Genomic DNA, 22,746 nt, shown 5'->3' on the forward strand with positions numbered 1-22,746 from the left:
GGCCGCCTCCTGGGAACTGCCGGGGCGGTACGCGCACTTCACCCTACTCATGCGTAATGGCCGCGGCCCGCACAAAGTTCTGTGCTCCCGGTACGGGCCGGGGAGCGGAGACGGTGGGCGTCCGGTGCGAAGCGCTGGACGCCTACCGGTCGTGGCATGAAGAATCACCGTAGTGTGGGCTATGGCCCTGTATGCGCCACAGAGGGGTCATGGGTACACACAATCCGGCTTCCCGCTGGCCCCTGGTCGCGCGGGACGCCGAACTCGCGGCGTTCGGCGAGCAGTGGGCCACCGGACGCTTCCGGGGCTGCGTGCTGTGGGGACCTGCCGGGGTGGGAAAGACGCGACTGGCCGAGGAGTGTCTGGCCCGTGCCGCGCGGGACGGTTACCGCACGGCTCGTGCGCGGGCCACGGCCGGCGCCGGCACGGTGCCTCTGGGGGCGATCGCCCACCTCATCCCGGCGACGGTCGATCTGTCGGATCCGGCCGCGGGTTTCCCGCGCGTGGCCGCCGCGCTCGCAGGGCCGCACGGCGACCGCCGCTGGGCGTTCCTCATCGACGACCTGCACCTGCTGGACGCCACCTCGGCGGTCCTGCTGCGGCAGTTGTCGCAGACCCGGGCGGTGCGGCTGATCGCCACCGTCCGGGCCGGTGAACCGGTCAGCGAGGCGGTGCTCGCCCTGTGCGCCGCCGAAGGGGTCAGCCGTACGGAGCTGGCCGAACTCGACCGGGAGCAGGTCGCCGAGGTCCTGGAGGCGGCGCTGGGCGGCCGGGTGGGACGGCGCGCGGTCCGTGACCTGCACACCGCCTCGGGCGGCAACGTGCTGTACCTGCGCGAGCTGGTCACCGGCGCGCTGGCCGCCGGCACCCTGTACGGCGACGGGCAGATCTGGGAGCTGAACCGGAGCAGGTCACGGGGCACACCGAAACTGGCCGAGCTGATGGCCGCCCGGCTGTCGGCCGCGGACCGGGTCGGCCGGCCCGTGCTGGAACTGCTGGCCCTGTGCGGCACGCTGTCGCTGGCCGACGCCCGGGCGGTGGTCTCCCGCGACGTTCTGGCCGGGCTGGAGGACAGCGGGCTCATCGAGGTCACCACCGACCGTAGGCGCGCCACCGTCCAGTTCCTGCACCCGCTCTACGGCGAGGCGGTACGGGCGGAACTGCCGACGCTGCGCCGCCGGACTCTGCTGCTGGGGCAGATCGAGCGCGTCGAGGCGTACGGCGCCCGCCGACGCGAGGACGTCCTGAACCTGGCCACCTGGCGCCTCGCGGCGCACGGCACGGCCGATCCCGCTCTCCTGCTGCGCGCGGCCACCCTCGCCCGCCATGTGCGGGACTACCGTCAGGTCGTCTTCCTCCTGCGCTCGCTGAGCGCGCGGGACCACACCGCGCGCAGCCAACTGCTGCTCGGCGAGGCCCTCTTCGAGCTCGGGGACGCCACGCGGGCGGAGGAGACCCTCGTCGGGGCCGCCGGGCTTGCCGCGACCGACGCCGAGCGGCTGGACGTGGCCTTCGCCCGCACCCTGAACCTGTTCTGGGCGGCGAACGACGTCGCCGCCACCCTCGCGGTCAACACCGCCGCCCGCGAGAGCCTGTCCGGGGCGGACGAGCAGCGCATGCTGCGGGTCAACGAGGGCGCCCTGCGCGCCGCGTCGGGTGGACCCGCGCGGAGCCTGGAGTTACTGGACGAGCTGGACCCCGACCCGCGGCTGTCCCCGAACTCCAGCGTCTGGCTGATGGCCGCGATGATGAAGCCCGTGGCCCTCGCCGTCACGGGCCGGGCCGAGGAGGCGGTGGCGTTCGCCGGGCGCGCCTACGATCTGCACCGCCGACTGGACGAGCAGTCCCTGCTGTTCGCCCCGATCGGCCATCTGATCTCCCAGACGCTGGCCCTGGCCGAGGCAGGCCGACTGGCGGAGGCACGGACCGTCGGGCACGGCGCGTGGGAGACGCACGGGCACGAGCAGAACCCGGTCACCTGGATCTGGCTCGCCTTCCACCAGGCTCGCACCGAGTGGCTGGCCGGCCATGTGGAGCCCGCCCACCGCTGGTTCGCCGAGACGGTGGCGACCTGCCGCACTTTTCGCATCCATCGCGGTATGCGGCTCGGGCTGGCCGGGCTGGCCGCCTGCGCCGCGCTGACCGGTGACATCGCGGCGGCGGAGAGCATCGAACGTGAGGCGGCGGAGCATCCGCCCTCCGACTTCCGCGCCGGGGAGGACCGGTTGGGCGAGGCGTGGCTGTACGCGGCCCGGGGCCAACTGGCGGAGGCACGGCGGACGCTGACCGAGGCGGCCGCCTCCGCGCGGGTCGGCGGCGACCTGGCTTCCGAGGGGCTGCTGCTCACCGACCTCGCCAGGCTGGGCGGCCCGGAACCGGCCGCCGACAGGCTGGCCTCGATCGCCCAGCGGTGTGACGGGGTCCTCGCGGCGGCCCGGGCCGCCCTCGCCGCGGCTCTTGCCGCCGGCGACCCCGAGGCGCTGGCGGACGTCTCCGGCGAGCTGGAAGCCATCGGCGCGGACCTGCTGGCCGCGGAGGCGGCTTCGGCGACCTCCGCGGCCTGGACGCGCGCCGGGCACACCCACCGGGCCGCCGCCGCTGCCAGACGGTCCGCGGCCTGCGCCGCCCGCTGCGGAGCCGTCCGCACGCCCCTGCTGGCGCCCGCCCCGACCGCAGCCGCTCTCACCGCCCGGGAGCGGGAGATCGCCCTGCTGGCCGCCGGCGGCTCCACCAGCAAGGACATCGCGGCCTCCCTGCGGCTGTCGGTCCGCACGGTCGACAACCACCTGCAGAGCGTGTACCGCAGGCTCGGCGTCTCCGGCCGCCGGGAACTCGCCTGGGCCCTCGGCGGTGCCGGTCGCTCCTAGGGCGGGTCCGCGCCGAGACCGTCCCCGGACGCTCAACCGCTGGTGGCGTCCGGGGCGTTGAGCGCCGCGCCCGGGCGGGGCCGCCTCGTTCGGGGAAGCGGCCCGGCCGGAGGGGCTTCAGAGCCCTGAGCGGAGCTGCCAGATCTGGCGGGAGGCGGACAGGGGGTCGGTTGTCTCCGACGGGGGGACGTCCCAGACCCGGGCGACCGGGGTGGTGGGGGTGAAGCGGGGCCAGCCGGGGTCTCCCGAGGTGGCGAAGGAGGTCCAGGACGTGCGGAGTTGGGCGGACAGGCGGAAGAACTCGGCGGGGGCGGAGCGGCCGAGGAGGAAGGAGCCCATCGGGCTGTGCGGGGTGCCGAAGGTCACCGGGAGGTCGATGGTGTGGACCGCGCCCAGCACGTCGCCCCAGACCGGGCTGTGCCAGGCGAACTCGTAGAGGTGGGTGCGGCCGCCCGCCGCGGAGTGGGCGAGCGCCAGCCAGGTGGTGGGCATACGGAAGAGCGCGTCGGAGTACATGACGGTGTACAGCTGGGGGTCGGTCAGGTCCGGGTAGGCGGTGCGGTAGCTGTCGGCGGCCGCGGCGCCCAGCCGCAGGTGGCCGGCGACGGCGGCGAGGTCCAGCGCGGCGCGGGCGGCGCGGCCGCTGCGTCGTTTGCGCCGGGGGTGGGGTGCCGGGGCGGGCCGTTCCTTGCCGCGCAGCTGCTGGGCGGCCATGCGCAGGGCCATCGGCAGGGTCCTGGCCAGGTCCCCGACACCCATTGCGACCAGGCCGCGCTCCATCGCGAACAGGGTGAACTCGTCGCGGGTGTAGCCGCAGATCAGGTCGACCTCGCGCGCGGCGCCCGCGCGGACGGCCAGCCATGGCTGGTCCACCACCGTGACACCGTCGATGACCGGCGAGAACGCCGTGATCGCCTCCGGCGTGGTCCAGGCCGCGGGGTCGGCCTCCATCGCCTCCAGTGGCGCGTCCTGGACCGCGAGCAGCCGCTCGGGCGGCACGGTGCCCACGTCGGCGGGCTTCACCCCGGCGGCTTTCGCGATGAGGGCGGAGATGCGCGCGGCCTCCTCCTCGGGCAGGAAGCGCCCGGCCATGCTCTGGACGATGGCCCGGTGGAACAGGCCCTTGGCGGCCGGCGCCGACAGCAGCGCCGCCACGGAGGCGCCGCCGCCGGACTCCCCGAAGACGGTCACGTTGTCCGCGTCACCGCCGAACCGCGCGATGTTCTCCGCCACCCAGCGCAGCGCGGCCGCCTGGTCGAGGAAGCCGCGGTTGGCGGGGGCGTCGGGCACGTACCCGAAACCCTCGAAGCCGACACGGTAGTTGAAGGTCACCATGACGACACCGCCGCGGGCCAGGACGGCCCCGTCGTAGGCCGGGTCGGCGCTGTGGCCGGACTTCCATCCGCCGCCGTAGATCCACACCATCACCGGCAGGCGGTCCCCCTCTCCGGCGGGGGTCCACACGTTGACGGTGAGGCAGTCGCATCCGTCCTCGGGACGCCAGGCGACCGGCATCCCCGGGAGCAGTGGCATCTGGGGTGGTGCGGCGCCGAACTCGCGGGCGGGGCGCACCTCTTCCCACGGCTCGGGCGCAGCCGCTGCGGCGAAGCGCAGCGGGCCCTCGGGTGGTGCCGCGTACGGGATCCCCTTGAAGATCCGCAACCCGTCCGAGGCTGTTCCCTCGACCGGCCCGGCGGTGGTCACGACGACCGGATTCATCCTGGTTCCTCCTGCGAGCTGTCTCTTGTCACGGGTACGACACATCGGTGGCCGGCTGGGGGAGGCGCGACCGCGCGCCGCTCCCGGACCGTGCGGCGGCGGACGCCCAGAACGCGCACTGGTGGTCGGCGGCGAACGTGGTGATGGTGCGGGTGGCCCCGTCCGGGCGGAGGCTCTGGACGAGGTAGGTGTCACCGGTCAGCGGCGGCCAGGCCGTCCGGCCGACGGCGGCCGGGTCGCCGGTGAGGGCGAAGGCCGCCCAGGAGCGCTTCATCTGGTCGGCCAGCACCAGCTGTGCGGGGGTCAGCGGGCGGTCGGCCATGGTGAAGTCGAAGAGGTAGGCGAGTTCGGCGCTGTGCGCGTTGGACTCGTCCAGCCCGGGGACCTGGGCGCCCGCGAGGGTCGGCGAGTTCGGGTCGTCGAACTCGTAGACGTAGGTCGGCACTTGGCCGCGCAGGACGTTGGCTGCCCGGTAGGTCTGGCAGGCGAAGGTGGAGTCGGTGAGCAGCGCGGACCAGGCGAGGTAGGGCGAGGCGTAGTGCGTCAGCGGGTAGTGGGCCAGCACGTCGGGCGCCGCGGAGCCGTAGGTGGCGGTGATCTGGGCGGTGTACTGGTCGGGGGTGAGGTAGGGCTGGGTGAGGGCGACGAAGAAGCGGGCCTCGGCGGCGTTGGAGCCGATCAGGATCGGTACCTTGTGCCAGTCTCCGGCCGCGATGGCCTCGGAGGGCTGGCGGGGCAGGACGGGTGTGCCGGTGGCCGGTCCGGTGACGGGGTGCGCCTGGGCGGCGGCGAGCAGGGCGGATGCCGGTGCGTTCCTGAGGCAGTCGAGGGTGCCGGGGCCCTGGGGGCAGCCGGCGTCCGCGGCGTACGCCTGGCCGTCGGCCTGGGCGCTCTGCTGGTCGGGGGCGGTGAGGAGGGTGCAGGGGCCGCTCTGCAGAATGGCGCGGCTGAACAGCCCGGTGGTGCTGGGGGACGTGAGGAGCGCGCAGACCGACGCGGCGCCGGCGGACTGGCCCGCGATGGTGATGTTGCCCGGGTCGCCGCCGAACGCCGCCGCGTTGCGGCGGGTCCAGGTGAGGGCGGCGATCTGGTCCTGCAGGCCCCAGGTGCCCGATCCGCTGGTGCCTTCCTGGCCGAACTGCCGCAGGGCGAGGTAACCGAGCTGGCCCAGCCGGTAGTTGACGCTGACGACGATGGTGCCGGTGAGATCGGCCATGGTCCGGCCGCCGAACTGGGTGCCGGTGCCCTGGGTGAAGCCGCCCCCGTGCATCCAGAAGATCACCGGCAGCCTGGCCCCGGGGAGCGCGGCGGCCGGGCGGTAGACGTCGAGGTAGAGGCAGTCCTCGCTGACGTTCCGCGGGTCCCTGAGACCGTACGGCGAGAACTGCAGGCAGGCCGGCGCCTGGTGGGTGGCCTGCCGCACCCCGTCCCAGCGGGCCGCGGGTCGGGGTGCACGGAAGCGGCGGTCTCCGGTGGGCGGGGCGGCGTACGGGATGCCGAGGAACTCCTGTGCGCCGTCGGTGGTCTGCCCCGCCACCACCCCGGAGGTGGTGACCGCCAGTGGTTGCGGGGCGGAGTCCGTGGTCGCTCCGCGGGCCGGGAGGGCTTGCGGTAACAGGACGGCGAGGGCGAGTGCGAGGAGCAGGACGATACCGCGGTGCGGTCGGACGAGCGCGTGAGGTCGCATGAGTGACTCCAAGGGATGTGGGGGGTGCTTCTCGCGCCGGGTGGTGGGTCAGGGGGCGGGCACGCGGTCGCCGGTGGCCGCTTCCAGGCCGTGGACGGTGCGGAGCGGGTCGCCGCTCACGCGGGTGCGCCGGTCGAAGATCATGGTGGGACGGTCCCGGGGTTCGAAGGCGGGCCAGCGGGCACCGGGGGTGCCATGGCGGGCGAAGGCCGTCCAGGCGGCGCCCATGGCGTCCGCCAGGGGCCGGGGCGGTGCGGCCCCGGTGAACCGCGGCACGGAGCTCTGGCCGAGGTTGCCGAAGACGAAGGGCAGTTCGAGGGAGTGGCAGGCGCCCAGGTGTCCGCCGAGCGCGGTCGAGCGCCAGGTGAACAGGTAGTGCCACACGTCGGGGGTCCATACGGCGTGGGCGTCGGCGATACGGGCGGTGGGTGCGCGGAACATCCGCTCGGTGGCGAGCGCCGTCGCGAGGCCGGTGGGCGTCGGGTCGGGTTCGACCGCCCGGTACGCCGCCAGGGCCGTTCCCGGATCGCGGTAGGCGGCTCCGAAGAGCCCCGGCAGCGCCGCCTCGTCGACGGGGTCGGGCGGGGCGAGGAGCAGGGACAGCCGTGCTTCCTCGAGAGTTGCGCCGACGATCAGCGGGACGCGCGCGGCGCGCCCCGACCTGATCGCCTCCAAGGGGGTCGTCGGCAGCGTGATCGCGTCGACGACCGGGAGGAAGGGCAGGCCGGGGCCCTCGCCGCGGGCCGCCATGGCCTGCTCCAGCGACTGCTGGGCGGTGACGAGGGCCCGCGGTTCGACCTCGTGCAGGCGGTGGGCGGTGGCCTCGTCTAGGCCGAGCAGGGAGAGGAGTTCGCGGCTGAGTGCGGTGGCGCGCTCCGGCGGGTGGACGAACTCGGCGTTGCCGCTCTGGATGATCGCCTTGTGGAAGAGCCCCCTGGCGGCGGGCACGGCCATCAGGCACAAGGCGCTCATGGCACCCGCGGACTGCCCGAACAGGGTGACGTTCGCCGGGTCGCCGCCGAACGCGGCGATGTTGTCACGGACCCAGGCGAGGGCGGCGACCTGGTCGAGCAGGCCGGTGTTGCCGCTGTGCGCGTACTCCTCGCCGAGCAGGTCGCCCAGGTGGAGGAAGCCCAGCGCGCCGAGCCGGTAGTTGACGGTGACGACAACGACATCGTGACGCTCGGTCAGATGGCCCGCGTCGAAGACCGGGTCGCTGCCCGACCCGGTGCGGAAGGCGCCACCGTGGAGCCAGACCATGACCGGCCGCGGACCGCCGCCGGTGGACGGCGTCCACACGTTGACGGTCAGACAGGCGGCCTCGTCGGTCGGGAACGGCGGCCGGCCGAACATCTTCTCCAGCAGCTCGTCGCGCGGCTGCGGGGCGGCCGGGCCGTAGGCGGTGGCGGGCCGGGTCTCCCGCCACGGTGTGACCGGCCGCGGCGGCCGGAAGCGCAGCGGGCCGGTGGGCGGGGCGGCGTAGGGGATGCCCTTGAAGACGGCGCCACCGGCGGTGGCGGTGCCCTCGATCGGGCCGTGCGCGGTGTGGACGATCACGTCGCGGGTTCCTTCCGGCGCGAGAGGTGTCCGGTGGGGGCCCGGCCGGTGGTTCCGGCCGGCCCCTTCACGGGGAGGTCAGGTCCTGGGCGCGGTGGACCACGCGAGGTCGGGCAGGGAGCCGGGAGAGGCGGCGAAGCCGGTCACCTTGCGGGCGTTGTAGGCGTAGATCCCGTCCATGCGCAGGACCGAGACGAACCATGCCTGGTCGACGGCGTACCGCATGATGTCCTGGTAGAGGGCCGGGCCCCGGTCGGCGGGCGCCGCCGCGGCGGCGGCCAGGCGGCGGGTCAGTTCCGGGTCCTGGGTGGCGAAGGGGTTGAACGCGGTGGGGTGCGGCAGCATCCAGTCGAGGGAGACCACGTAGCCGGTGGCGCCGCCGTAGCCGAAGCCGAGGGCGGAGTACTTCCGGGAGGTGGCGTTGCCCAGCCACTGGCCGATGCTGGTGTCGGTGGTGATCTCGGCCTTGACGCCGATCTGCTTCCACTGCTCGACGACGGCCTGGGTGACGAGGTCGATCCCCATCAGTCCCTGGGTCTCCATCTTCAGCGAGAAGCCGTTGGGGTATCCGGCCTCGGCGAGCAGCTTCCTGGCCTTGGCGGGGTCGTAGGGGTAGTGGTTGTCGTAGTCGGCCGCGTAGCTGTCCAGGCCCGGCAGGGTGATCTCGTCGGTGGGCGCGCCGTACTGCTGGACGATGGCCTTGGTGATGGCCGGGCGGTTGACGGCGTAGTTCAGGGCCTGCCGGACCCGCAGGTCCTTCAGCGGCGCGGCGAGGGTGCCGTCGCGGTCGGCGAGGTTGACGCCCATGAACACGGCGGGCGACTTGGTGATGGTCAGGCCGCCGGACCTGGCGGTGTCCACCTGGCCCGGGTTGAGGGTGATGATGTCGGCCTGGCCGGTCTTGACGGCCTGCAGCGCCGAGTTCGGGTTGGGGATGACCTTGATGACCACCTTCTTCCAGTGGATCTTGGACTTGTCCCAGTAGTGGGGGTTCGGGGTGTACGTGTAGTGGTCGCCGGAGGCGGTGTGCGCGGTGTCCAGGAGGTAGGGGCCCGCGCCGAAGGACTGCGTGCCCAGTTTCGACGGGTCCGCCAGTCCCTTGGGGCTGATCACCGAGCCGATCATCAGGACCTGGCTGAGCATCTGCGGCAGGTTGGGGTGGGCGGACGAGCAGTGGATCCGTACGGTGAGGGGGCCGGTGGCGGTGACGGAGTCGATCGCGGAGACCCAGGCGACGTTGAGGCCGTTCTTGCGCGAGTAGTTGAGCGAGGCCGCGACGGCGTCGGCGGTGACGGGAGTGCCGTCGGCGAACGTGACGCCCTCACGGAGGGTGAAGTCGAAGGTCCGGTTGCCTGCTCCGACGTATCCCCACGTGGTGGCGAGTCCGGCGTCGACCGTGCCGCCCGCGCCCATCCGCAGGACGGTGTCGTAGCTGAGGTTGACGAACCAGTTGTCGGAACCGACGTTGGCCTTGGCCGGGTTGAGGCTCGCCGGCGGGCTGGCGGAGACGATGGTGAGGGTGTCGCCCTGACTCTGGGAGGAGTGTGCCGCGCTTCCGCAGGCGGTGACGGAGGCGGCGAGCAGGGCGACTGCCGCCAGGGCGGGGGCCGTTCGGCGTCTGAGCATGGTGCGTCCCTTCGGGGTGCGGGTGGTGGGCCGGACCGGCGACGGTCAGGCGGCCGGAGCGGCCAGTTCGTTCGAGCGGTGGCAGGCGGACAGGTGCGCGGCGCCGTCGGGGACCGATCCGGTGGGCAGCGGCAGCAGGACGGGCCGCGCGGTGCGGCAGATGTCGACGGCGTGGGCGCAGCGATGGGCGAAGGCGCATCCCGTACGGGCCGGGGGCGCGGGCGGGGCAACCGCCTCGCGCGCTGTTCTGCGGGAGCGTTGGGCGGCCGGGTCCGGCTCCGGGACGGCGTCGATGAGCATCCGGGTGTAGGGATGCGCGGGGAACGCGTACAGCCGCTCGGCCGGTCCCGACTCCATGACCTGGCCCCGGTACAGGACGACGATGCGGTGCGAGAGGTGCCGGACGACGGGCAGGTCGTGGGCGATGAACAGGTAGCCGAGGTTCATCTCCCGCTGGAGGTCGGCCAGCAGGTTCATCACCTGGGCCTGGATGGACAGGTCCAGGGCGCTGACGGGTTCGTCGCAGATCACCAGGCGCGGGGAGAGCATGAGAGCGCGGGCGATGGCGATGCGCTGCCGCTGCCCGCCGGAGAACTGCCCCGGGTACCGGTGCGCGGTGCCGGCCGGCATACCGACGCGCTCCAGCATGGCCGCCACGCGGTCGGCGGTCCGCCCGCGCCCGGGTCTGTCGTGGACCAGCAGGGGTTCGGCCAGCGTCTGGCCGATGGTGCGAGCCGGGTTGAGGGAGGAGTACGGGTCCTGGAAGACCACCTGGAGGGACGAGCTGATGGTGCGCCGGGTCCTGGCGTCGGCCCGGGTGATGTCGGTGCCGTCGAAGAACACCTGGCCGGAGTGGACGGGGTTGAGGCCGAGCACGGCGCGGCCGATGGTGGACTTGCCGGATCCGGACTCTCCGACGAGGCCGACGGTCTCGCCGTTGCCGATGGTCAGCGAGACCCCGTCGACGGCTCTGAGCGGTGGGGTACGGCGGCCCTGGCGGAATTCGACGCTCAGGTCGCGGATGTCGAGGATGGTCGGGGCGGTCATCGGCGCTCGGCCTCCAACAGGAGCTGCTCGGCACGGACGCAGCGGGTGATCCGGGCGGGGGCCGGTTCGGTCAGCGGCACGGCGGCGGCGGTGCACCCCTCGTCGGCCCTGGTGCAGCGGGCGGCGAACCGGCAGCCGTCGGGCCAGTTGCCGGGCGGCGGCACGGTGCCGGGGATGGTGGGCAGTGCCCGGCCGGCGGCCGCCAGGTGCGGGTTCGCCGCCAGGAGCCCTGCCGTGTACGGGTGGAGCGGGAGGGCGAACACCTGCTCGACGTCGGCGCGTTCGACGACCTGGCCCGCGTACATGACCACCGCGCGGTGGCACAGGTCCGCCACCACACCCCAGTCGTGGGTGACGATGACGACGGCCATGCCGGTCTTGTCCTGCAGGGTGCGCAGCAGGGTGAGGATCTCCGCCTGGACGGTGACGTCGAGCGCGGTGGTGGGTTCGTCGGCGATGAGGAGCCGCGGTTCGCCGGCGAGGGCGAGGGCGATGGCCACGCGCTGTGCCATGCCGCCGGAGAGCTGGTGGGGGTAGCGTGCCGCGACGGCCGCCGGGTCGGGGATGTTGACCATGGCGAGGAGTTCCAGGACCCGGTCGCGGGTGGCGGCGCGGGCACCTCGGTGGTGCGTGCGGACCGCCTCGGCCAGCTGCCTGCCGACGGTGAACGTCGGGTCGAGAGCGACCATCGGCTCCTGGGAGACATAGGCGATACCGGCACCGCGCACACGGGCCAGCGCCGCGGGATCGTCCACTAGGTCGGTGCCGTCGAAGACGACCCGGCCACCGGTGACCCGGCCGCCGCCCGGCACGAGGCCGAGGACGCCGAGGGAGGTGACGGACTTCCCGCAGCCCGACTCGCCGACGACGCCGAGGGTCTCCCCCGCGTGGACGTCGAAGCTGACGCCCTGCACGACGGGGATGCCGCCGATGGAGATCGACAGGTCGCGTACCGACAGCAGCGCGTCGTGGTCCGGCGGGTCGGCCGCCTCGCTCGTGGACGACCGCTCCGGTACGGGCGTGCGCCGCGGGGACGCGGTGCTCCGGCCGGCCGACCAGTTCTCCACCGCGGCGTCGCGGATCGCGTCACCGAGCAGGCCGAGGGCGATCACGGTGATGACGAGCGGGACGCCCGCGGGGACGAGCATCCACGGGTCCCGGTCGATGGCCTGCGAGGCGTCGGCGACCAGGCCGCCCCACGAGGGGTTCGGCGGCTGGGCACCGAGCCCGAGGAAGCCGAGTCCGGCCTGGATCGTCACGACGATCGCGGCGAACAGCGCGGCCTGGACGATGACGGTGCTCGCCAGCCGGGGCAGGACGTGGCGCCGCAGGATCTGGCCGCGGGACAGGCCCGCGACCCTGGCCGCCGCCACGTACAGCTCCTCGCGGATGCCGAGGGTCTGCGCGCGCAGGATCCTGATCAGCCCGGGGCTGCCCAGGATGCCGAAGGTGATCATCGCGGCATGCAGGTTGCCGGGGAAGACCGACAGGACGACCAGGACGATGATGATGCCGGGCAGGGCGAACATCAGGTCGGCGGTCCTGGTGACCAGCCAGTCGACCCAGCCGCCCAGATAGCCCGACGCGAGGCCGAGGGTGACGCCGATGACGAGGAACACCGCCAGCGCCTCGACGACCGCGAACAGCGTGGACCGGCCGCCGAACAGCAGGCGGCTCAGCAGGTCCCGGCCGAGGGTGTCGGTGCCCAGCGGGTGCGCGCCCGACGGTCCGGCCAGGACGCTGTCGAGGTCCTGGTCCAGCGGCCCGTGCGAGGCGATCAGCGCCGCCCCGGTGGTGACCGCGGTGAGCATCGCCAGCCAGCCGACCGCGAACACCGCGGACGGGCGCCGGGCCAGACGGCGCGGCAGGCCACGGCGCGCGGGCGCCCCGGCGGCATCGGTGAGAGGAGTCCGGTCGGTCATGCCGCACGCACCCGCGGGTCGAGGCGCCCGTAGGCGAGGTCGACCAGGAGATTGACGACGACCACCAGCACGGTGATGTAGAGGACGGCGCCCTGGATGACCGGGATGTCGTGCTCGACGGTGGCCTGCTGGGTGAGGCTGCCCATGCCCGGCATGGCGAAGACGGTCTCCACGAACACCGCGGCTGCCAGCAGGTTGACCAGGACCACGCCGAGGACGGTGACCACCGGCAGGGCGGCGTTGCGCATCACGTGCCGGTAGAGGAGGGAGCGCCGCCGGAAGCCGTTGGCCTCCATGACGCGGATGAAGTCCTTGCCGAGGGTGTCCAGGACCGAGTCGCGGGTCTGCTTGGCGATGATCGCCACCGCACCGAGCGACAGCGACAGGACCGGCAGTACCAGCGAGCGGGCCCACTGGGCGGGATCGTCGAGCAGCGGAACGTACCCGGTCACCGGGAACCACGGCAGCTTGACGGCGAAGAGCGCGATCAGGACGAGCGCGAACCAGAACGCCGGTACCGCCAGGCCCAGCAGGGACAGCCCGTCGACGGTCCTGACCAGCAGTCCGCCCCGTCGCGCGCTGGCCAGGCCGAGCCCCACGCCCAGCAGGCCCGACACCACGGTGCCCGCGACGATCAGGGACAGCGAGACGGGCAGCCGGCTGTTGAGCAGGGAGGTCACGGGCTCCCCGCTGAACAGCGAGGAGCCGAGGTCACCGTGGAAGACCTTCTCCAGCCAGTGCCAGTACTGGGCGGCCAGCGGCCGGTCCAGGCCGAGTTGAGCGCGGACGCTCGCGTACTGCTCGGCCGTGGCGTGCTGGCCGGCGATGGTGCGGGCGGGGTCTCCGGGTACGAGGGAGACCAGGACGAATGTCAGACCTGAGACGACGAAGAGCAGGGGGGCCGACGAGAGCAGCCGTCGGGCCACCAACCTGAGAATGGCCATGCTTACCTCATTTGTTGCGCGACTCTGGAGACAGCGGGGTGAGGTGTGGACGCGGGGCGGTGGGCCAGGAGTCATGGGGCAGCCGGTTGCGACCGGGGCCGGGAGTCGGATCACACGTGTCACCACCGGTGAGGGTGGAGTGGTGTCACGAGTAACCGGCGGTGGGTGACCGCGGCGGGATTTGCCCCGCCGCGGTCCGCGGGTGGCGGACGGGCTCGGCTCAGCCGGCGGCCAGGCCCCTCGGGTCGTGGACGGCACGGCCGCCGACGAGGGTGAGATCGGGTTGCAGGGTGGCCAGTTGGCCGGTGGGGCAGGTGAACGGGTCGGCCGCCCACAGGGTCAGGTCGGCGAGCATGCCGGGGGCCAGGGCGCCGCGGATGTCGGTCTCGCCGAGCAGGCGGGCGGCGTTGGTGGTGTGCAGCGCGACCGCCTCGACGCGGGAGATGGCGTGCCGCGGGCCCTGGGGGCCGACCACGGTCTGACGTGTGGTCATGCCCCACACCGAGGTCATCGCGCCGTACGGGCCGACCGGGAAGTCGGAACCCGCCGTCAGCAGGGCGCCCTCGTCCAGCCACTCCCGCAGCGGGAAGAGATCGCCGACCCGGTCGGCGCCCCACTCCCTGATCTGGGCCGCCGCGGCGTCGTGCAGCAGCGGGTGCTGCACGGTCACCGGGATGCCCAGGGCGATCGCGCGGGCCCGCTCCCCGGCGCGGGCCAGCCCGCCGTGCTCGATCACCAGCGTGCCCCGCGGCAGCCCGGGGTAGCGTCCGAGCACCTTCTCGTACACGTCCAGCAGCACCCGCAGGCCGCGGTCCCCCCAGGCGTGGACCCCCACCCGCCAGCCGCGCCTCACCACCCGGTCGACGGCTTCGACCAGGGTGTCCGGCTCCCACAGCAGCGTGCCGCAGTAGCAGGGCCTGTCGGTGTACGGCGCCTCCAGGGCGCCGGCCTCGATGCCGCCGTCGATGCCGAACTTCACGCCCCACACACGCAGCCAGGGGTCGTCGTGGTCGCGCCAGCCCTCCATCCGGTCCAGCAGGTCGTCGACGTCCGCCGGGGTCCGGGCGCCGAAGCCCGACACCAGGGCCCGGATCCGGACGCCGAGGGCTCCGGCGTCGTGGGCGGCGCGCAGCACCTCCAGGTCGTCGACGGGGACCATGCAGTCGCGGACCGTACCGATGCCGGTGGCGGCGTAGTCGGCGGAGGCCGCCCGCAGGCCGTCGATCCGGCCGGCCAGGTCGGGGCGCGGGAGCAGCCCCTCGACCAGCGCCATCGCCGTGTCGACGAGCCGTCCGGTCAGCCGACCGTCCGCGTCGTGCTCGATGTGACCGCCGGCGGGCTGCGGGGTGTCCTCGGTGATTCCGGCGAGCCGCAGCGCGTGGGAGTTGAGCACGTCGTTGTGGCCGCCACGTTTGACCAGCACGGGGTGATCGGTGGTGACCTGGTCCAACTCGGCCGCCGTGGGCAGCCGTTGCTCGGCGAGGTTGACCTCCTGCCAGTTGACGGTGGTGCGGATCCACTCCCCCGGCGGCGTGACCGCGGCGCGCTGCCGGATCAGGTCGAGGAATTCCGGGATGGTGCGGGCCCGGTGGACCGGCACGTCGTGGATGCCGTACGCGGCGAAGATCAGATGGGTGTGGGTGTCGTCGAAGGCCGGCAGCACGGTGGCGTCCGGTGCGTCGATGACCACGGTGGTCTCCGTGATCCAGCCGTCGAGGCCCGCCGGATCGGGCGAGACGGCCGTGACGCGGTCGCCCTGGACGGCCAGGGCGCGCTGTGGGGCCGCACCGGGCACGAGTGTGTGCACGGCACCGGCGCGGATGACCAGATCAGCCTGTGGTGGGGGCAATTCCCTCTCCTCGCTCAGTTCGATGGAAGATGCGGCCGGTTCAGCTCATCGGCGGGATGTCCAGGGCGACCGTGAGGCGGCGGTCCGCCACGCTGCGCCCGGCCTCCACCGCGTACTCACCGGGACGGACCCGCCAGTTGGCCGCCGAGGTGTCCCAGGTCTGCACGGCGCGCAGCGGGATCTCCAGCCGCGCCGTGGCCTCCTGCCCCGGCGCCGCCTCCACCACGGCGAACGCGGCGAGCTGCCGGGCGGGACGGGACGGGTCGCAGCCGTCGTGGGCCAGGTAGAGCTGGACGATCTCCCGCCCGGCGCGCTCCCCGGTGTTGCGCACCACGACACTGACCTCGGCGACGGCCGCGTAGGGGTCGTCTCCCGCCACGGGGTCACGGACGAGCCGCGCCTCCAGGCTCTCGTACGACCAGTCGGTGTAGCCGAGGCCGTGGCCGAACCAGTACGCGGGGGCCGCGGTGGAACGCTGCCAGGCGCGGTAGCCGATGAACAGGCCCTCCTCGTACGGCAGTACGCCGTCCTCCGGCTCCACCCGCAGGACCGGGGAGTCCGCCTCCTCGGCGGGCCAGGTGGTGGGCAGCCGGCCGCCCGGCTCGACCGCGCCGAGCAGGACGTCCGCGAGGGCTGCCCCCGCCTCCTGTCCGGGGAACCAGGTGAGCAGGACGGCGGCCACCTGCTCGCGCCAGGGCATGAGCACGGGAGAGCCCGCGTTGACCAGCACCACCGTACGGGGGTTGGCGGCGGCGACGCGCGAGACCAGTTCGTCCTGGCGGCCGGGGAGCGCCAGGTGGGCGCGGTCCACGCCCTCGCTCTCCACCTCCTCGGTGGTGGCCACGACGACGACAGCGATCTCGGCCTCGGCGGCGGCCTCGACCGCCTCGGCGATGAGCTCCTCCTCGGTACGGCCGGGCGCGGCGTGGCCGAGCGAGAAGGACACCAGGCCGAAGCCCGCGAACCCGGAGCCTTCGGGAAGGGTGTGCAGCAGGCGGATGTCGACGGACTGGCCCGCCGTCAGGTCGATCTCGGCCACCCGCTCCGGCGGGTTGAGGAAGGCACCGGCGGGGTCGTCGCCCTCGAACTCCAGGACGCCGTCGAAGAGTTCCCGGCCCGCGACCTCCAGCCGGAAGTGCCCGGCGCCGCGCACCGCCAGGCGGTGGGTGCCCGTCGCCCCGGAAGCGAGGGAGCCGGTGACGCGAACGGCGGCCAGCTCACCGAAAGCAACTCCTGCCGGGAGTTCGCCGATCCAGCGTACCGACCCGTCGGCGAGGGCGGTCGTGGCAAGCGACCGCGCGTCGCGGCCCAGGAGTTCCGCGGTGAGCGGGAAGGCGGCGGGAGCCAGGTGGACCCGCGGGTCCACCCCGAGCGCGTACCGCAGTTCGATGTCGTCGGGCAGCGCGGCCCGCAGCCCGTCGAGGGGGCTGATCACCCGGGTGGGGAAGACCTGGGCGCTGCCGCCGCCGCCGATCCGGGCCTCGGCCGCCGCCGCTCCGATCAGCGCGATCCGGGAAAGGCCGGTCGCGAGTGGCAGCGCGCCGCCTTCGTTGCGGACGAGGACGAAGGAGCGGGCGGCGATCTCGCGGGCCAGTGCCTCGCCGTCGACGGGCGCGGGCAGCCGCTCGTCGGGTACTGCGGCCGGTGCGCCCTCCAGCAGACCTGCCCGGGCGGCGAGCCGGAGCACCCGGCGGGCCAGGTCGTCCACCGCCGTCTCGGGGACCAGGCCCTCGCGCACGGCGGCGACCAGGTGCCCGCCGTAGACAGTGACCGGACCTGGCATGGCGATGTCCATGCCGCCGAGCGCGGCGCGGACGGTGTCGCGCGCACCCGTCCAGTCCGAGACGATGACACCGTCGAAGCCCCACTCGTCGCGCAGCACACCGTTGTTGAGGGCGTCGTTCTCGGTCATGCTGACGCCGTTCACACGGTTGTAGGAGGCCATCAGGCCCCAGGGCCGGGCCTTGCGCACGATCGCCTCGAAGGGCGCGAGGTACAGCTCGCGCAGGGTGCGCTCGTCGGCCCGGACGTCGACGGTGTAGCGCTCGGTCTCGGAGTCGTTGCCCACGAAGTGCTTGGGCGTGGTGCCGACGCCGCCGTCCTGGACGCCGGAGACGAACGCGGCGCCCAACTCACCACTGAGGTACGGGTCTTCGGACAGGCACTCGAAGTGGCGGCCGCCGCGCGGGCCGCGGTGCAGGTTGACGGTGGGCGCGAGGACCACGTGGGCGCCCTTGCGGCGGGCTTCCTGGGCGAGCAACCGGCCGGTGCGGCGGGCCAGTTCCGGGTCCCACGTGGCGGCGAGCGCAGTCGGGGACGGGATCGCGACGGACGGGTCGTCGGGCGTCCAGTGCTCGCCGCGCACGCCGGCGGGACCGTCGGACATCACCAGGCGGCCCAGGCCGATCTCCTCGTTCGGCGGCAGGGACCACATGTCGGCTCCGGCGAGCAGGGCGACCTTGGAGGTCAGGCTCAGCTTGGCGAGCGCCTTCTCGACGGCGGCCTCCCGGTCCCTGTCGTGCGCGGCGGAGGCTTCGGTGTGGGTGTTCATGGTTTCCTGACGGTCGGATCGGGTGGGTTGGCGGGTGAGTGGTTCGGTGGGTGGCGGCGGGCTCGGGCGCGGGGCCTGGTCGGTCACAGCCAGCCGTCGAGACTGGAGAGGAAGGCGTCCGGGTCGTCACGGTGGATGCAGTGGCCGACGCCGGGCACCACCCGCACCTCCAGACCGCGCTCGCGCATCTCCTCGACGGCCGCGGGGCGGAAGTGGGCCAAGCTGTCGGAGGCGAGCTGCGCCAGGCTGGGCACCGGCGGATGGTCGGGGACGGAGTCGGCGGCGGCGATCAGGATCGCCCCGTCGACGGTCGCCGTGTCCCACAGCGGCAGGGTGGCCAGCTCCACCTCGACGTCGGAGGGATCCCAGCGCGGGTTCACCGCCACGATCTGCTCGCGGGTGGCCTCCTTGAACCCGGCGAGCATCGACAGGTCGAACGGCGGGTCGGCGTGCACCGTCATCCAGGCCGGGTCGCTGTAGACGGCGCGGGCCGGGCGCAGCCGGTCGGCGGCCAGAGCGAGGGCGACCGCGCCGAGCGAGTGCCCGATGGCGAGGTCCGGCTCGGGAGGCAGGGTGTCGACCAGGTCGTCGGCCCAGGTCCGCGGGCTGTACGAGCCCCGCGGACTCTGCCCGTGGCCGCGCAGATCGACCGCGACGACCCGGTAGCCGAACTCGGCGATCCTCGGTGCGACCCGATGCCAGGTGCGCGAGTCGGACATGATCCCGTGGACCAGCACGGCGGTCCGCTCCCCGCTCCCCCACTCACGTGTGTGCAGTTTCATGGCCGGGCCTCTCTCTGGTGACGGTGAGTTCGTGACGGTGCGTCAATGACGGTGCGTCAGTGACGGCAGGTCAGTGGTGGTGCGGCCTCCCTGACGTGACGTCAGCGGACGCTGCGGATGGGGACGATGGCGAGGGCGCCGAGTACCGACAGCGCGCCACCGACCACGAACAGGGCGGTGTAGCCGCCGAGGTCGGAGATGACCGCGGAGGCGACGAACGGCGCCATGATCTGGGGGCCGGCGCTGGCGATGTTGAGCACGCCCATGTCGCGGGCCGCGTTCTCCGCCCTGGGCAGCACCAGCGTGACCAGCGCGGTGTCCACGGCCATGAAGCAGCCGAAGGCCAGACCGTTGAGCGCGCTGAAGACGATCATGCCCGGCCAGCTGGGGCTGGCGACCGGGACCGCCATCACCAGCCCCGCCAGTGCGGCGGAGACGCCGACGAACAGCTTGCGCCGGTTCCAGCGGTCCGAGAGCACACCGCCGATGACGGTCGAGACGGCCATCGCACCCATCGACACCGGGGTGAGGATCGCGACGGCGGAAGGAGCCGACAGACCGGCGGGCAGCGTGATGTGGTCGGTCAGGATGTAGAGCTGGTAGCCGACGACGGAGAAGTAGCCGAGCACCATCAGCGCGCGGCCGATGAACGCCCAGCGGAAGTCGTGGTGGGACAGCGCCGACAGGAAGGCCGCGACCTGCTGGCGCAGCGGCGCGGCCGGCTCCGCCGCGCGCCGCGGCTCGCGGCCGAACGCGGTCAGCAGGGCCGCCGCGACGGCCACGATCGCGCCGAGCACGAGATAGGCGGTGCGCAGATGGTCCACCAGCTGCGAGGCGACCAGCACCCCGGCGGTACCGCCGATCGGAAGCCCGAGGCCGACCAGAGCTGACGCGGTGCCGCGCTTGGCCGGCGGTATCCGGTCGGGCACCACCGCGGTGACCGCGGCCTGGTAGACGTTCATCGTGGCCTGCCCGAGGCACCAGCCGATGGTGATCAGCAGGACGGTGCTGACACTGCCGAGGAAGGCCATCGCCGCCAGTGCGGCGAGGCCGCCGCCGAGGATCCAGGGACTACGGCGGCCCGTCCGGTCGGAGAGCGCACCGGCGATCGGGTTGAAGACGGTGGCGAAGACGGCGCTGACCCCTGCCACCATCCCGAGCGTGGCGACCTTGTGCGCCGGGTCGACCTGGGCGATCTGGACGGGCATCAGCACCGCGCCGATACCGAGGTAGAGGGCGAACATCGACGAGTTGGCGAGCGCCAGCATCGTCATCAGCCCGCCCAGGCGGGGCGGGGCGGCCTCGGGGGCCATGGTTCTGGTCGGTTCGTCCACGGTTTTGAGGGTCATGGTCTGCTCCGGTACGCGGGGGCTGCGCGGGGCCACGCAGCGATGGCGGGGGGACGTCCGCTCCTGGATGTGGGCAGACATGGGCGGCGACGGGGCGCCTGCCGCTGAGAGGTGCCAATGTGAGGCGGGACCTCGGCCAAAGCGTCGGTAACACGTGTAACCATGTCTAACACCTGCCCCCGGGCTGCACCAGCCCCCGACGACCTGGAATGATGCAATCGTTATGTCACCTCAGCCGAACCCCGGACCTCACCTCACCAGCGCCGACGTCGCACGCGCCGCCGGGGTCTCCCGCACGACCGTGTCCTTCGTGCTGAACGACACGCCGTCAGCGCGGGTCAGTGAGGCGACCAGGGCCAGAGTGCTGGCCGCCGCCGAGGACCTCGGCTACGTACCGCACGCGGCGGCCCGCTCCCTGCGGGCCGGGCGCAGTGACCTGGTGGTACTGCCGACGGCGGGCGCCGCCATCGGCCGGCTGTTCAGCGACTGGCTGGACCGGCTGGAGACCGCCCTGGGCAGCCGGGGTTACACGGTCGTCCTGCACGGTGACAGGTCGGCCGACCCGGTCGCGGCCGCCGCCGCCTGGGCGCAGCTCCGCCCGGCGGCGGTGCTCGACATGAGCGACGGCCGGCTGACCCCCGAGGCGGCGCAGGTGCTCACACGTGCGGGCGTACGCGCCGTGGTGACCATCGGCGCCGCTCCCGTCGAGGGGATCTTCACTCTTGTCGGTGACCAGTCGGAGATCGGCGTGGCCGCCGCCGAGCACCTCATCGCCCGGGGCCGCCGCCGGATCGGCGTCGTCATGCCGGCCGAACGCGGCCTGGCCCGGTTCGCCGATCCCCGGCTGGCGGGCGTCCGGCGGGTCGCCGAGGCACACGGCGCCGAGGTGACGACCCTGCCGCTGCGCTACAGCGACGACGCGGCGGCCGCGCTGGCCACGCTCTGCCGCGCACTGGGCCTCGACGCCGTCTGCGGGTACAACGACGAGTACGCGGCGCTGCTGTCGGCCGCCCTGGGTGACTGCGGCATCGACGTCCCCGGGGAGATCGCCGTGGTCGGGGCGGACGACCTGCTCCTCGCCAGGGTGGTGCGCCCGCAGTTGACCTCCGTGCGCTACCACCTGCCCGACGCCGATCTGGTGGCCGAGCGTGTCGACCAGCTCGTCAACACCGGCACGGCACCCGCCCTCCCCGACCTGTGGTTCGACGTCGTGCACCGTCAGTCGTCCTGAGCCCCTCCGCAGGAATGCTCAGGGAGCGTTGAACACGTCCGGGCCGAAGGGTTCCAGCCCCGGTGCCCCGGCGAACCCGATATGCCCGTGGCCGTCGCTTCCGCCGTCGTGAAGGCCGAGCAGGTCCTCGTAACTGCGCAGGGCGGAGTAGTGGTTGTAGAAGCCGGAGGTGTTCACGCTGCCGACCCGGACGAAGCGCTTGCTGAACAGGACGGCGCCGGTCTGGCCGCCGCCGGGGGCGTTGTCGACCGTGGCCTTGAAGGTGCTGTCGCCCGGCGCGACGACATTGGGCCCGGGCTGCTCGAAGCAGCACGCGGCGGCGTATCCGGGGGTCGACGGGTCGGCGTCGGCCTCGTCGAACGTGAGCACCACGAGGGTGTCGCCGTGCTGGTAGGCGGGCGAGCCAAGGATCAGTGGCATCCAGTGCTTGAGCCAGAGGTCGGCGGCGGCCAGGCCGCCGGTGTGGCCGCCCTCGGAGTTGACGCCCGCGCAGGTGTCGTCGTGCCCGTCGTCGCACAGGTTGGGTGTGATGAAGCCGAACCGCGGGGTGCGGGACGCGTCGGCCAGGTCCTGGGCCAGGTGCCCCGAGGGATCGGGGGTGCCGTCGGCCCGCAGCTTGCCGAGCGGTACGACGTTGGCGTCGCACTCGGCCCGGTTGTCGATGGCCGAGTGGAAGTACATGAACGGGTTGTGCCGCATGGCGTACTGGTCGGTCGCGGTGGCGGCCTCCGCGGTGTCCGGCGCGCCGACCGCCGGGTGGGCGCAGTCGGTGCCGCCGCTCGGGTCGGGCGTGCCGCCGTCCCGCGCGGGGTCGTTGCCCATGTCCTCGGCGTACTCGCGCCAGGCGGCCCGGTGGGTGGCCGGGTTCGGCGGGAACCGGGCGTCGAGCTGGTCGGCGATGGTCGGCGCGCCGTGCGAGCCCGTCGCCGGATTCGGCGCCGGGTACACGCAGCCGTTGCCGTCGACCTGGCCCGGATGGGTGGTGGGGTTCGGGTCGTCGGTGCCGGGGAGGACGTCGACGTATGTGAAGGCGCGGGTGGCGAAGTCGCCGCAGTCGGCCTTGGTCAGCATGGTCGGTGCCTGGCCGGAGACCTGGGCGATGTAGTTGTCCAGGCTGAAGTGGCCGGTGGCGTAGTAGTGCGGCACCAGCTCTCCCTGGCTGCGCAGGGTGGTGTTGAGGTAGGTGGCGGGGGAATGCGCGCCGAACGTGGTGTCGTATCCCTCGTTCTCGAGGTCGATCACCAGGACGTGGTTGATGAGGCCGGGCGCCAGTGCGGCCCGGTCGGGGGCGGTGTTCGCGGCGGCCCGGTGACCGGCCCGGACCGGTGAGGCGCCGGCCGAAGCCGTACCGACGCCCAGGGCCAGCAGACAGCAGGCCCCGACGACGGCACGCAGGCCGGGGCTCCGAAGCAGGGTGGTCGCTCCGGATCGACGCGGAGGCTGTGGCAACGTCAACTCCTCTCTCATGGAGGGTGGTTACTCGTGTAAGTGATTACACGTGTCACTTCTTAGCAGTGGACTCCCCCGGTCCGCCAGACCCCGGCACAGACGGGTACGCGGAGCCTGCGGACCCAGGGACCGCGTTCGCTCCGCTCCTGGCGCGTGAGGCGGACCG

At 73.3% G+C, this 22,746-nt stretch carries 14 protein-coding genes; 2 read left to right on the plus strand and 12 right to left on the minus strand.

The features are described from left to right. Positions 1-209 precede the first annotated feature (209 nt). Entirely contained in the window at positions 210-2,867 is a 2,658-nt protein-coding gene (locus tag AB0M29_RS09240; RefSeq protein WP_365381246.1) for a LuxR C-terminal-related transcriptional regulator, read from the plus strand. 117 nt (positions 2,868-2,984) lie between these two features. Here AB0M29_RS09240 and AB0M29_RS09245 read toward each other — a convergent pair whose 3' ends face one another. The 11 genes from AB0M29_RS09245 to AB0M29_RS09295 all read right to left on the minus strand — a co-directional run bounded on the left by AB0M29_RS09245 (position 2,985) and on the right by AB0M29_RS09295 (position 19,900). After that, complete coding sequence (locus AB0M29_RS09245; protein WP_365381249.1) at positions 2,985-4,586, minus strand: carboxylesterase family protein; 1,602 nt, start codon at positions 4,584-4,586, stop codon at positions 2,985-2,987. 28 nt (positions 4,587-4,614) lie between these two features. Further along, positions 4,615-6,273: a carboxylesterase family protein gene (locus AB0M29_RS09250; RefSeq protein WP_365381252.1), complete on the minus strand. Its 1,659-nt coding sequence runs from the start codon at positions 6,271-6,273 to the stop codon at positions 4,615-4,617. A gap of 48 nt (positions 6,274-6,321) precedes the next feature. Beyond that, positions 6,322-7,830, minus strand: a complete 1,509-nt coding sequence (locus tag AB0M29_RS09255) for a carboxylesterase/lipase family protein (RefSeq protein ID WP_365381254.1) — start codon at positions 7,828-7,830, stop codon at positions 6,322-6,324. Between the two features lie 78 nt (positions 7,831-7,908). Beyond that, on the minus strand, positions 7,909-9,456 hold the full coding sequence (locus AB0M29_RS09260) for an ABC transporter substrate-binding protein (RefSeq protein ID WP_365381257.1): 1,548 nt from the start codon (positions 9,454-9,456) through the stop codon (positions 7,909-7,911). A gap of 45 nt (positions 9,457-9,501) precedes the next feature. Beyond that, positions 9,502-10,503, minus strand: a complete 1,002-nt coding sequence (locus AB0M29_RS09265; protein WP_365381259.1) for an ABC transporter ATP-binding protein — start codon at positions 10,501-10,503, stop codon at positions 9,502-9,504. Next, positions 10,500-12,425, minus strand: coding sequence for a dipeptide/oligopeptide/nickel ABC transporter permease/ATP-binding protein (locus tag AB0M29_RS09270; RefSeq protein WP_365381262.1), 1,926 nt, complete (start codon positions 12,423-12,425; stop codon positions 10,500-10,502). Before AB0M29_RS09270 ends, AB0M29_RS09265 begins: the two co-directional genes overlap by 4 nt. Beyond that, positions 12,422-13,369 (minus strand): ABC transporter permease, encoded by a 948-nt coding sequence (locus tag AB0M29_RS09275; protein WP_365381264.1) that lies wholly within the window; start codon positions 13,367-13,369, stop codon positions 12,422-12,424. Before AB0M29_RS09275 ends, AB0M29_RS09270 begins: the two co-directional genes overlap by 4 nt. A 220-nt stretch (positions 13,370-13,589) precedes the next feature. Further along, on the minus strand, positions 13,590-15,218 hold the full coding sequence (locus AB0M29_RS09280) for an amidohydrolase (protein ID WP_365381267.1): 1,629 nt from the start codon (positions 15,216-15,218) through the stop codon (positions 13,590-13,592). 40 nt (positions 15,219-15,258) lie between these two features. Beyond that, the gene (locus tag AB0M29_RS09285) at positions 15,259-17,769 is read right to left on the minus strand and encodes a glycoside hydrolase family 3 C-terminal domain-containing protein (protein WP_365381269.1); all 2,511 of its coding nucleotides are present in this window, start codon (positions 17,767-17,769) and stop codon (positions 15,259-15,261) included. Between the two features lie 83 nt (positions 17,770-17,852). Continuing rightward, a complete protein-coding gene (locus AB0M29_RS09290) occupies positions 17,853-18,551 on the minus strand; it encodes an alpha/beta hydrolase (protein ID WP_365381272.1) in 699 nt (232 codons plus the stop codon). A gap of 101 nt (positions 18,552-18,652) precedes the next feature. Then, a complete protein-coding gene (locus tag AB0M29_RS09295) occupies positions 18,653-19,900 on the minus strand; it encodes an MFS transporter (protein WP_365381275.1) in 1,248 nt (415 codons plus the stop codon). Positions 19,901-20,123: 223 nt separating this feature from the next. Here AB0M29_RS09295 and AB0M29_RS09300 point away from each other — a divergent pair, with 223 nt between their 5' ends. After that, a complete protein-coding gene (locus AB0M29_RS09300; RefSeq protein ID WP_365381277.1) occupies positions 20,124-21,131 on the plus strand; it encodes a LacI family DNA-binding transcriptional regulator in 1,008 nt (335 codons plus the stop codon). An 18-nt stretch (positions 21,132-21,149) separates the two neighbouring features. Here the strand turns inward: AB0M29_RS09300 and AB0M29_RS09305 are convergent, their stop codons facing one another. Beyond that, a complete protein-coding gene (locus AB0M29_RS09305; protein WP_365381280.1) occupies positions 21,150-22,580 on the minus strand; it encodes a hypothetical protein in 1,431 nt (476 codons plus the stop codon). Positions 22,581-22,746 lie beyond the last annotated feature (166 nt).

It is taken from the genome of Streptomyces sp. NPDC051976, from assembly GCF_040680795.1.
Taxonomy (GTDB): Bacteria; Actinomycetota; Actinomycetes; order Streptomycetales; family Streptomycetaceae; genus Actinacidiphila.